The organism is Kitasatospora sp. NPDC001175, from assembly GCF_053598215.1.
In genome coordinates this window covers 1-10,175 of record NZ_JBSFJU010000131.1, presented here as the reverse complement: position 1 = coordinate 10,175, position 10,175 = coordinate 1, and the positions used below count along the sequence as shown (strand labels likewise).

The window sequence follows — 10,175 nt, the reverse complement described above, 5'->3', positions numbered from 1 at the left end:
CAAGAAGGTCCGCAGGGGCCGCTACACGGCAGCCGCCACACCAGCGGCCCCCACCTTGCACCCCGGCCGAAATCCTTAACTACCCGGCCTTGGGGGAACTTCAGTGCTCGGAATCCACGATGTACAGGATCTTGCGCGAGCGGGGCGAGGTCCGAGAACGGCGCCGGCAGGCGGCCCACCCGCCGCGCAAGAAACCCGAGTTGATGGCGGACGCCCCCAACCGGGTGTGGTCCTGGGACGTCACCAGGCTGCGAGGCCCGCACAAGCGGGTCTTCTACTGCCTCTACACGATGATCGACATCTACAGCCGGTACACCGTGGGCTGGATGGTCACCGCCCACGGGAGCGAGGAACTCGCGAAGCAGTTCATCGAGGACACCGTCGCCAAACACGGCGTCAACCGGAACACGTTGACGATCCATTCGGACCGGGGAGCGATCCAGACCGCCAAGTCGGTCGCCGTCCTGATGGCCGATCTCGGCGTCACCAGGTCGCACTCCAGGCCGAAGATCTCCAACGACAACCCGTACTCGGAGGCCCAGTACAAGACGATCAAGTACCGGTTCGACTACCCGGACCGGTTCGGCTCCCTGCCGCACGCCCGGCAGTGGTGCGCGGAGTTCTTCCACTGGTACCACTTCGAGCACCGACACAGCGGCATCGGCTACCACACGCCCTACGACGTCCACCACGGCGAGGCCGAGCTGGTGCGCGACCTGCGGGCCAAGGTCCTCGCCGACGCCTACAACCAGCACCCCGAACGCTTCGTACGCAAGTTCCCCGAACCACCCGCCATACCCGAACAGGCTTGGATCAACAGGCCCTCCGAGCACGCCGCCGAGAAGGAGTTCCAGACCCAAAATTAGGCAACATCACCTGCCTTGATCGCCTTGACAGGTTCCGCTTCGCTTCCCGTCCTTGGGTCGTCAGACGTGCAGGGCACCATCCAAGACCGTGACGGCATTCCCGGTGAGGTGGACGCGGTCGCCGCTCACAGCGGTGCGTACCAGGCCGCTGCGTGCGGACACCTGGAGGCCTGTGAGCTCCTCGCGGCCGAGTCGTGCCGACCAGTACGGGGCGAGCGTGGTGTGGGCGCTGCCGGTCACCGGGTCCTCGGGGATGCCCCGGGCCGGTGCGAAGAAACGGGAGACGAAGTCGTGGCCCAGGTCAATCTCGGTGGCGGGGGCCGTGACGATGACGCCGCGCAGGCCCTCGCGGTTTGTCAGGTCGGCGACGGCGTCGAGGTTCGGCGTGAGAGCCCGGACCGTAGCCTCATCTGGGAAGACCGCGAGCAGGTCGCCGAGGCCGTCGGAGCGGAAGGCGGTCTCGGGGACGGCTCCCAGGGCTTTGTGGAGCTCGTCCGGCATGGGCACCGCGGTGCCGGGGGCCGCCGGAAAGTCGAGCGTGATGGTGCCCTCCGCGTCGGCGTGGGTGACGAGAACGCCGTGGTTACGGCTCAGGAACCGAACGGCTCCGACGAGGCCCTTCGCAGTGCGTAGCGCGTGCGCGGTGGCGAGCGTGGCGTGGCCGCACAGGTCGCCCTCGACTCGCGGGGTGAACCACCGGATGGCCCAGTCGGCCTCGGTCGAAGCGGACAGCGGAAGGGCGAACGCAGTCTCGGAGTGGTTCATCTCGGTCGCGATCCGCTGCATCCACGTGGCGTCCGGCCACGGTCCGGCCGGCAGTAGGCACACAGCAGCCGGGTTCCCGGAGAAGGGACGATCGGTGAAGGCGTCGACGACGTAGAGGTGCATGTCGGGCACCGTAGCGCCACCAGGACCAGTGTCGCCAAGGCCAATCCGAAGTAGGTGGACTGACGTGCCCTCGGCGAGGAACCGGGGTGGGTCAATCTTCGCTGAGAATCGTCAAACCCGCCGCCCCGCCGCGGCGAACACCGCGGCCCGGACAAGTCGCCGAGCGGCGGTGACGGGCATAGCCCGCACATCATGCCTCAGGCTCGCGTGATGCGGGGACCGTCCTCGGGAGGACGGCGACGGGGGCCCAGGTCATCCAGCGTGATCCACCGTTCGATGGTTTCGAGGTCCATGTGGCTGTCGTGGGCGATCAGCTCATAGGGGATGCCGGCCCGCCCCGCCGTCACTACGGCGCGGCGCAGATCGGCGACCCGCGCGGCCAGGCCAGCCTCGCGGGCGGGGGCTGACGCCGTCGCCAGCATCGCGGCGTCCGTTGCCAGTCTGTCGGCCGCTGCCTTCAGCCGCTCGCGGGCCCTGTCCGCATCGCCGCTGTTCATCCGTACACCTTCGTCGTGTGGAGGATCAGCCGAGCTGACGCTCGGGGGCGAGTGCGTGGGAGAGCATCCCCGGCGGAACTGCCGCCGCCTCGTTCAACTCAACCGTATGGCCTGGAGTCGGGCTACCCGGCCATACGGCTGTGTCGGGTGCAGTGATCAGCTGGCGCAGGAGCATCCGGCGCTGGGGCTTCGGCTGGAGTCTGACGGGGGTCGACGGCCTGCTCGTCGGGGTGCAGCAGGTGATGGTGCCGCAGCGGGCCTCCGGCGTGGCGGCGGCCTTGTCCAGGGTGTCTACGAGCCGACGTAGACCTCCCAGGGGTTCCATGCGGGGCCGTGACCCGGACGTTGTCCTGGAGCGAGTAGTAGCAGGAGGTGCCGTTCTCTTCGAAGGTGGCCAGACGGGTTTCCTGGAGGCGGGTGGTGGCGGCGGTGACCTGCTCGATGCTCTCGACCTCGACGCCCAACTGGTCCAGGCCCTCGCCGCCACCGAAGACCGCAAGCTCCGCGAGGACCTCTTTGTCGACCTCCTGCGCCGGGGCTTCACCGCCGAGGAGGCCCGCCGCCAGCTGGACATCGCCATCGACTGGGCCGCTACGCGGAGCTGTTCGGCTACGACGCCGACGACGGCGAACTCACCCTGGACCCTGGAGCCCGCGCCGTTCTGTAGCCGGTCGCTCAGCTGCCCGCGGGCTGCGCGTCGGGCGTGGCCTCGAAGGGCCGGCTGCTCGACCGGGCCCCTGGTCGCCATCGCCGGCGAACTGCTGGCCAACGCCGCCCGCCACGCCGGCCCGGCCCGATTTCGGGCGGTGCTCGCCCTGGAGCCGGGCGGTGACCGGCTGCGGTTCGAGGCCGAGGACCAGGCCGAGGAGCTGCCCCGGATAGTGACCAGAGTGGGCGACCCAGGCGCTCGCGGGCCGGGGCATGCTGATGGTCGAGGCGCTGGCCGACCGGTGGGGCTGCGATCGCACGGAGGACGGCGAGGTCGTATGGGCCGAGCTTGCGCTTTCGGTGCCGCTCGATGCCGCGGTCGTCGAGAGCCGCAGCAGGCAGGGCGCAGCCCGGGCCGACTACGTGCTGGCCGCCCGCATGGGTGCTGCCCCCGCGCGAGAGCGGCGTTGAGCCGGGCCAATACGGCGGCGACCGCGTCCCGGGTGACCGGGTCCGGGTCGGTCACCCGGTCGGCGAGGAGCTCGGCGGCGGCCGCGACGACCGGGGCGGGCAGCGTCAGCGGCACTGCCTCCAAGCGAGACCTGGAGCGCGTCACCGCGCTCGGTGCTACCGCCGTGCGCTACCCGCGCGGTTCGGCGAACTACGCGCCGCCATCGACCGCATCAGCACCAGGATGCTCGCCGACCGGCTGCGCGAACTCATCGACGCCGGACTCGTCACCCACCACCAGCTCCCGCCCGGCCCCGCCACCTACACCCTCACCCCAGACGGCCGCGCCCTGTTGCCCGCCCTGGAGCAGCTCCGCTCCTGGTCCGAACACCGCACCACCTGACCCGCTACAGCCTCGAAGAATGGAACTCCTCATGTCCGAGGGCACCCTGCCCGAGGCGACCTACGTCCGCACCGTCATGGGCTCCGGCCCCGGCCTCGTCCTCGCCCATGGCGCCGGCAGCAGCATCGCCGGCACTTACGGACCGATCCTGGAAGGCCTCGCCGCCGGACACACCGTGGTCGGCGTAACCGCACGCACTCCCCATCGCCGGCACGACGCCCGAGAAGTCCTCAAGGTCCTCGTCCGCTGTCACTGACAGCCGGACCCACCCGTACGGCCCCGCCCGCGACTCCACCCCACCCCGCACTCAGCAGAACCACGCGGCTCCAGCCGACACACGACCACCCATAGGCCGCTCCACCTCGCTGACCCGCAGGCGCGCTCCGGCATGCCAACACCCTTGAGACATGCCACGGTTGACGGGTGACCAGCATCGCCGAGTCCATCGCCAACCTGCCCGGGCCACCGTTCGTCCGAGCGCTACCCGTACGAGTACGCGCTCGACCTCGCCCTCGACCACGACGTCATCCCGACCGAGTACGTCGAGGAAGCCCACCGGCAGGCCCGCAGCGAGCTGCGCCCGGGAATCAAGCGGGGCCCGGACCGGCGTGCTGTGCTGCGCCGTGCGATCGTGCGCTGGTGCCGCGCGAACGGCGAGCAGCTGGAAGACGTCTTCGTGCTGATGGCGGACCGCTACCTGGAGCTGCACTCGATCAACGGTCCCAGCGGCCCCCGGCACGGCGCGGGTCGGGGTGCGTCGGCGAGGGCGGCTGGGAGGATCTAGCCGCGCTCACCGCAGGTCCAGGAGCCGCTCGTACTCGGCCTCCTGCGGCGCCCGGCCGGTCGGGGGGTGGAAGCGCAGGTACAGCACCCGCGTGGTGACGACAGTGATCATCCGGCGCTCCCGGGGCTCACCAGACGATTCAGCATGTCTCGCCTGAGCAAGGTCCCGCGCACGCGAGGGCGTGCTCGACCAGGTCGCGCAGTTCCTTGTCGCGGAGGATCATCGGGTATCCCCCTTCCGCGGACAGGCGGCGCTCCGACTGCCGTACGGCCAGCAGCGCGGCCCGGATCGCCGGGCTGACCTCGCCCATTCCGATCAGGGCTTGGAGCGCCTCGCGCAAGAACCCGAAGCCGTCACCGCCGTCGGCGATCGGCAGCACGAACTCCTCCAGGACCTGCATGCTCGGTTCGGCCTGGCCCGTGATCGCCCAGAGCGTGATCGCCGCGGTGAGCCTCGGCCAGTGCGTGCTGTTCTCCATGGCGATCCGGACCCGGTCCGCGTAAGGTGCCGCGTCGAGGCCGAACTCGGCCAGGGCGCCGATCGGCCCGTGCCAGGGTTCCGCGGCCGCCAGGACCGCGTCGCCGAAGAACTGCAGCGCCGCCGCGCGGTCACCGCCGATGCGCACGGCGGCCGAGGCGACCGCGTGGTGGTTACCCGGGGAGTCGAATACCTCGCAGGCGTGAAGGGCCGGTACGGCGGAGGCGGCAGCCGGGCCCATTGCCGCGAGCACAGCGACCACATGGAGTGCGGTCCAGGTGTCGGCCAGCAGCGGGAGGAGATCGGGCAGGGCCGGCAATGCGTCCTCACCCCATGCTTCCAACACCTCAAGGAACCCGCGGGTCGCACCACCTCGGGCTCCGCCCTGCCGGATCGTCTCCCGCATCGAGGGCAGCAGGACGTCCGCGTGCGCCCGGAGCGGGATCAGCACGTCCTTGATGTCCGGCCGCCTCGGATCACCGATGACGTAGCCGCGGCCCTGCTCCTCCTCTTGCGCGCGGAGCTGCTCGATCAGGCCCGGAAGGGCGCGCGGGTCACCGGTACGGGCCAGTGCCCAGCGGGCGATTTCGCCGACCGTTCCGTCGAGGTATTCGTCGGCCGCGTTGTCGTCGAGCAGTTCGGCGAGCCGGTCGGCGTACGGGGCCGCCGCCGGACCCAGCACCGCGAGCATGTTTGCCGCCCTGAGCCGGACGGCGCCGTCCGGATGGGTCAGCAGCCCGCCCGCCAGCGGCAGCAAGGCGGCTTCCACGGAACGCCGCTCGGTGAGGAGCCGCCACGCCAGGTCCAGTGCCTCCCGGCAGAGCGCGGCGTCTTTGGTGCGGTCCGCCGTCTCGACCAGCCGTACGGCGAAGGAGAGTTCCGCGTCGGGGTCGTGCGCGAGCATCCAGGCCGTCGACCGGACAAGGTCCTCGCGGGTCCAGGGACCGTCGACATCCGGGGTGTACCAGACCTCTTCGAACCGCGGTCGGTGCGCGGGATCGGAGAACACCTCGATCAGCCGGTCCATCTGCCGGACGGGTAGCTCTCGGTCGAGTCCCGCCGAGGCGTGGACGGCCGCGACCCACAACACCGGGTCGTCCCCGGCCAGCACGTTTGCCAGCACCGCCCGCGCCTCATCGAAAGCGTCGCCGGTCCTATCGACCCTGGCCTCCCCGGATGCGGCCTCACCGAGGGCGAGCAGCAGCGGGAGCCGCACCGTCGGGACCGTCTCCACCCGCCATCGCTCCAGGAGCCTTACGAGCCCGGCAGCCAGGGGTATCGCCGCCCGCCGCACCGTCGGCTCCGAATCCGCGAGCAGGGCCCACGCTCCCGTCCAGTCCTCGTCCGTCAGGGCCGGTGCCTGCATGGCCACCAGCAGCTCGACGAGGGCGACCCGCGCGCCCATGGCCGGGTCGGCGGCGAGCGCAATGACGAACGGCAGGGCGGCTGCCGCTGCGGACGGCGTCCGCCCCCCGTCCCTGGTGACGAGGGAGTAGAGCGGATAGCAGTTCTCCTCCGTCGCCCCCGCCCCCGCCAACGCGAGCAGTCGCAGCGCCCGCGGTATGTCCTCGACCGGCTCGCGCGGATGCGCCGTCTCAAGCTCGTCCCACGCCACGGAGTCCAGCGCCTCCAACGACATTCCCGTCACCGTCATCCCGTTCACCATCACGTCGTCCCGCTCGCCATCGGCCGTCATCGTCCAGGAAACCCGCCGTCCTGTCGCCCAAATTCGCTGATGCTTCATGAGACGCAGCTCAGCCCGGAGAACCGGGGCTCGCGTGGACGAGGCGGCGCGGGGAGGGGGAGCGCTCGCCCGGGGTCTGGAGGTCGGCCCAGGGGTGGCGGCGCGCGCCGGTCGGCATCACCTCGGGCCGCACCGCTGCGCCGGCGGGGTGCGGCAGCCGCTGGGCGAGGCGGGCGGCGACCGCGTCCAGGCCCTTGTCGGAGCGCAGGTCGGCCAGTTCGCCGAGGTCCCAGCAGGCGGTGCCGGTGATGGGGGTGCGCGGCCCGCGCCGGGTGATGGCGCCGCGCGCGAGGAGCAGGTGTAGGTTCCGGCCGCGCCTGGTGTGTGGCAGAGCGCTGACCTGGGATTCGTGAGCTAGTCCAGATCTATGGCGGGGTAGGTCCGCCCGAATCCGATGGCGGATTCCTCAGGGCAAGCGCGAAACTGTGGCGATGCACTCCACGGGCCCGTGCCAGGTGGGAACCTCTGCATCTGGCCCGAAGCCTTCGAACCAGTACTCCCGCAGTTGAACGGAAGCACCACCGATGAGCCGTCCCGCGATACCCGACCTGGCCTGGTGGTGCGAGGACCCGGAACGGTGGGAGCTTCTGGAGTTCGACGGACGGCACGATGATGACGGTCTGCCCGTCGACATCCGTTGGGAGGACCGACAACAGGTCCTCGAAGCCCTGATGCTCACGCCCGAACCCGGCATCGGGGACTTCGCCAGGTACCTTCTGGTCCAGGAGACCGAGCGCCACCGGCATTCCTGGGGCTTCAGCCACAGCATCGAGCTCGCAGCCCTGATGGTCGCCGAGGAACGCCGGATCGAGGACGTCTGGCTCCTGTGGAACGCCATCTGTCGGAGTTTCGATACCTGGTGCGGACTGCCGCACCGCCTGCTGCTCAGCGCCGGGGTGGCCCGAACTGTCGAGTACGTCAGCAGCTCGAAGCACCCGCAGCGGGACAACCTCCTGGGGCATCTCGGGCAGATGAACGAGACCAATGACGACGAGGTCGCCCAAGCGTTGACTGAACGGCGTCGCCACTACAGCGAGATCCTCGGCGAGCTGGCTGGAGAGTGAGATGCCGAGACCGTGGTGCAGCGAGTACAGACCCATCGGCTGGTTGCTGAAGGCGAGATCGACGTGTTCGAGTACATCCGTGGCCTCACCCCATCCCGGGCCGCTCACCTGACTGCACTGGTCGAGGAGTGCCTCCCACTGCTGAGTGGTGATGGCGGGATGGACTTGGTACGTGAGCGGGGATCCGGTGTCCTCGAAGCCATCATCGTCACGCGCGAATTGCTCGGCTTCGACGAGGTATCTCTGCGAGAAGCCCACTCACTCCGTCGCCGCTGCAGGCGTGACCTTGTGCTGCCCTGCCGTGCGCCCCGCTCAGTCGGCGTTCCCGAACCACCACTCGGCGTTATCCACACTTGCGGCCCAATCGTTCATGGCTCGCTCGATGACGGGGAGTCCGACTTCACGGGCGACCGTCCCCACGATGAACCGTCGGTCCGCCGGTGCCTCGGCCAACCCATTCAGAACGGTGAGACCAGCCGCCAGGGTCCAGCCAGCTCCTCGGGTGAGAAGGGGCCTCCGTGGTATGCCTGGACGCAGACGTTAGCCCCACGCTCGGTCACCTCGAACGCCCCGTCGCCGGCGACCTGCAGTACGTCTCCGGCAGCGCACCCCAGCACCAGGCCTGGACTGCCGGTCAGCTCGAACAGGTCCGCTCCCAGCGTTCGAGCTGGAAGCACCTCGAAAACCGGCTGCCCAGCGCTGCTGTGGCCTGCCAGCAGCCGTATGTGGGTGTCAGCACCGACGTAGGACTCCTCCATCATGAGCGTGATCGTGTCACACAGGAGCTTCGAGCGTGCTGCCGGCTTGCGTCCTCACACGGTGGGCAGACCGTCGCAGCGGAGGACACGCTGGAGCACCTGCTGGACGTCCTCGGCGATCGCTTCCAGCAGTTCGGCACCGAAGACGCAGAGGGAGTGTTCCCAGGGGTGTCCGAAGGTGCCGAAGCGGAGGTCGTCGGCGAGGAAGATGTAGTAGTCGCCGTCCGGGTAGGGGCTGAGCGGCCATCCCTCCCGCGAACGACCTTCGAGGACCCGGGGAAGGAACATGTCGGTCGCCGGAAGATCCGGACGGAGCCGGTAGCAGGTGTGCTGCCAGTCCAGGATCCAGAGCGATTCCCCAGGGTTGCTGCACTTCACAAGCCCCTCCTGCACCACCTCTACCAGGCGGTCGAGTTTCTGATCTCCGGGATCGTCTTTCAAGGCATCAAGACTCCACGTGACCGACACCGAAGGCTCTGTGATGCCGGGGAAGACGTGCATACTGGGCCGAAAGTCGAACCTGCCATCGAAACGGTCCCAGATGTCGGCGTGCTCGCGGCCATAGAGTCGGTGAAGGGCTTCGGAGGTCATTGGGCGAACCTATCGCCCGTGAGGTGCAACTCGAGACGGAATTCCGGTGGCTACCCCGCGCTCGACTCCCCTCGAAGGAAGCCTTGGATCGCTGCAAGAAGGCGTTCGCCGAGTGGCGTGAGTACCAACGGACGCCTGGGACGGTGGAAGAGGTCGCCCCCGATCTCGCGTTCGATCCTGTTGAGTTGCGCGAACAGGGTGGAGGAGCGTGCCCCAAGTTCTCTGGCTACGCCTGCCATGGAGCGATGGTTGGTCATGACAGCGAAGCGCTGCAGCCTTTGCGGGACTCCGTAGCCGGTCATGACCTTCTGCAGGATGGGTGGTGCTGCCGTGGCTTTGGCCTGGACAGCGAGTGTGCTGGCATGACTGGCGCCGCCTCCGGGCCTCATCGGGATTTCCAGCTTGTGGGCTCTGTAGAGAAGGTTCGAGCCGCTCATACCGAGTTCCTCGGCGATCTGGTCCAGGGTGCGTTTTTTGGTGACGTACTGGTCGTGGAGCCAGGCGCGATGGATCGGCATCGGGGCGGGGCCACCACGACGGCGCGTGACATTGCTGTACTCGCGGGCGAGGTCGGAGACAGCTCTACGGCTGAGGTTGTGTTTGTCGGCGATCTTCAGCAGAGAAAGCTGCTGGTCGTAGTAGAGCCTGGCGAACTCGGCCTTGGGGAGGATGCTGCGGGCTCTGCGGCGTAGGTCGCCGTTGGCACGGGCCTGCGCGGGGGTCCTCGGTGCTGAAGGCGCCGGGCGCTCGGTGAGCACGTGCCGGACGGTCTCGATGCTCGTTCCGAGGGCTCGGGCCACACGCCCTGTGGTGCTGTCCGGGTTGCGGATCAGCTCGTGGAGGCGTTCCGTTTCCACAGCGTCCGGGTCGTCTCCTGGTAGTTGGAGGCCGGCCAGGAGTTCCAGGGGAGGTGGGCTTGATTCGCTTTGACGGACACCCCTGATCAGGGGCTTCGGTCCCGGTAAGGATGATGTCCATCATGGAGAGCATGGGGAAGAAGCCGCG

At 69.1% G+C, this 10,175-nt stretch carries 12 protein-coding genes; 6 read left to right on the top strand and 6 right to left on the bottom strand.

Features of this window, described 5'->3' with window-relative positions; all coding sequences use genetic code 11:
* Positions 1-119 precede the first annotated feature (119 nt).
* Positions 120-866: a DDE-type integrase/transposase/recombinase gene (locus ACWDAK_RS39625; protein ID WP_344641275.1), complete on the top strand. Its 747-nt coding sequence runs from the start codon at positions 120-122 to the stop codon at positions 864-866.
* A 60-nt stretch (positions 867-926) separates the two neighbouring features.
* Here ACWDAK_RS39625 and ACWDAK_RS39620 read toward each other — a convergent pair whose 3' ends face one another.
* Entirely contained in the window at positions 927-1,754 is an 828-nt protein-coding gene (locus tag ACWDAK_RS39620; RefSeq protein ID WP_344641276.1) for a PhzF family phenazine biosynthesis protein, read from the bottom strand.
* A 197-nt stretch (positions 1,755-1,951) separates the two neighbouring features.
* Complete coding sequence (locus tag ACWDAK_RS39615; protein WP_427396182.1) at positions 1,952-2,251, bottom strand: hypothetical protein; 300 nt, start codon at positions 2,249-2,251, stop codon at positions 1,952-1,954.
* Between the two features lie 921 nt (positions 2,252-3,172).
* Between ACWDAK_RS39615 and ACWDAK_RS39610 the strand changes: the two genes are divergently transcribed.
* The 4 genes from ACWDAK_RS39610 to ACWDAK_RS39595 all read left to right on the top strand — a co-directional run bounded on the left by ACWDAK_RS39610 (position 3,173) and on the right by ACWDAK_RS39595 (position 4,536).
* Positions 3,173-3,370: an ATP-binding protein gene (locus ACWDAK_RS39610; protein ID WP_427396183.1), complete on the top strand. Its 198-nt coding sequence runs from the start codon at positions 3,173-3,175 to the stop codon at positions 3,368-3,370.
* Entirely contained in the window at positions 3,342-3,752 is a 411-nt protein-coding gene (locus tag ACWDAK_RS39605) for a winged helix-turn-helix transcriptional regulator (RefSeq protein WP_344641279.1), read from the top strand. The genes ACWDAK_RS39610 and ACWDAK_RS39605 overlap by 29 nt, the downstream gene beginning before the upstream one ends.
* A 19-nt stretch (positions 3,753-3,771) precedes the next feature.
* Positions 3,772-4,008: a hypothetical protein gene (locus ACWDAK_RS39600; protein ID WP_344641280.1), complete on the top strand. Its 237-nt coding sequence runs from the start codon at positions 3,772-3,774 to the stop codon at positions 4,006-4,008.
* A 357-nt stretch (positions 4,009-4,365) separates the two neighbouring features.
* A complete protein-coding gene (locus ACWDAK_RS39595; protein WP_344641281.1) occupies positions 4,366-4,536 on the top strand; it encodes a hypothetical protein in 171 nt (56 codons plus the stop codon).
* A gap of 139 nt (positions 4,537-4,675) precedes the next feature.
* Here the strand turns inward: ACWDAK_RS39595 and ACWDAK_RS39590 are convergent, their stop codons facing one another.
* Complete coding sequence (locus ACWDAK_RS39590; RefSeq protein ID WP_427396184.1) at positions 4,676-6,709, bottom strand: hypothetical protein; 2,034 nt, start codon at positions 6,707-6,709, stop codon at positions 4,676-4,678.
* 572 nt (positions 6,710-7,281) lie between these two features.
* Here ACWDAK_RS39590 and ACWDAK_RS39585 point away from each other — a divergent pair.
* Positions 7,282-7,821: a hypothetical protein gene (locus tag ACWDAK_RS39585; RefSeq protein WP_344641283.1), complete on the top strand. Its 540-nt coding sequence runs from the start codon at positions 7,282-7,284 to the stop codon at positions 7,819-7,821.
* Between the two features lie 458 nt (positions 7,822-8,279).
* On the opposite strand, the gene ACWDAK_RS39580 is transcribed toward ACWDAK_RS39585, so the two are convergent.
* From ACWDAK_RS39580 to ACWDAK_RS39570, 3 genes are read right to left on the bottom strand one after another with little or no spacing between them, the layout of a single operon-like run.
* On the bottom strand, positions 8,280-8,582 hold the full coding sequence (locus tag ACWDAK_RS39580; protein WP_427396185.1) for a DUF4265 domain-containing protein: 303 nt from the start codon (positions 8,580-8,582) through the stop codon (positions 8,280-8,282).
* Between the two features lie 51 nt (positions 8,583-8,633).
* A complete protein-coding gene (locus ACWDAK_RS39575; RefSeq protein WP_427396186.1) occupies positions 8,634-9,170 on the bottom strand; it encodes a DUF2716 domain-containing protein in 537 nt (178 codons plus the stop codon).
* A 50-nt stretch (positions 9,171-9,220) separates the two neighbouring features.
* Complete coding sequence (locus tag ACWDAK_RS39570; RefSeq protein ID WP_427396187.1) at positions 9,221-10,027, bottom strand: LysR family transcriptional regulator; 807 nt, start codon at positions 10,025-10,027, stop codon at positions 9,221-9,223.
* Positions 10,028-10,175 lie beyond the last annotated feature (148 nt).

Bases quoted from the DNA above. Each gene is read 5' to 3' on its own strand.
- ACWDAK_RS39610 (WP_427396183.1), top strand. From the start codon at position 3,173: ATGCTGATGGTCGAGGCGCTGGCCGACCGGTGGGGCTGCGATCGCACG.
- ACWDAK_RS39625 (WP_344641275.1), top strand. From the start codon at position 120: ATGTACAGGATCTTGCGCGAGCGGGGCGAGGTCCGAGAACGGCGCCGG.
- ACWDAK_RS39580 (WP_427396185.1), bottom strand. From the start codon at position 8,582: ATGATGGAGGAGTCCTACGTCGGTGCTGACACCCACATACGGCTGCTG.
- ACWDAK_RS39620 (WP_344641276.1), bottom strand. From the start codon at position 1,754: ATGCACCTCTACGTCGTCGACGCCTTCACCGATCGTCCCTTCTCCGGG.
- ACWDAK_RS39590 (WP_427396184.1), bottom strand. From the start codon at position 6,709: ATGACGGCCGATGGCGAGCGGGACGACGTGATGGTGAACGGGATGACG.
- ACWDAK_RS39585 (WP_344641283.1), top strand. From the start codon at position 7,282: ATGAGCCGTCCCGCGATACCCGACCTGGCCTGGTGGTGCGAGGACCCG.
- ACWDAK_RS39600 (WP_344641280.1), top strand. From the start codon at position 3,772: ATGGAACTCCTCATGTCCGAGGGCACCCTGCCCGAGGCGACCTACGTC.
- ACWDAK_RS39615 (WP_427396182.1), bottom strand. From the start codon at position 2,251: ATGAACAGCGGCGATGCGGACAGGGCCCGCGAGCGGCTGAAGGCAGCG.
- ACWDAK_RS39575 (WP_427396186.1), bottom strand. From the start codon at position 9,170: ATGACCTCCGAAGCCCTTCACCGACTCTATGGCCGCGAGCACGCCGAC.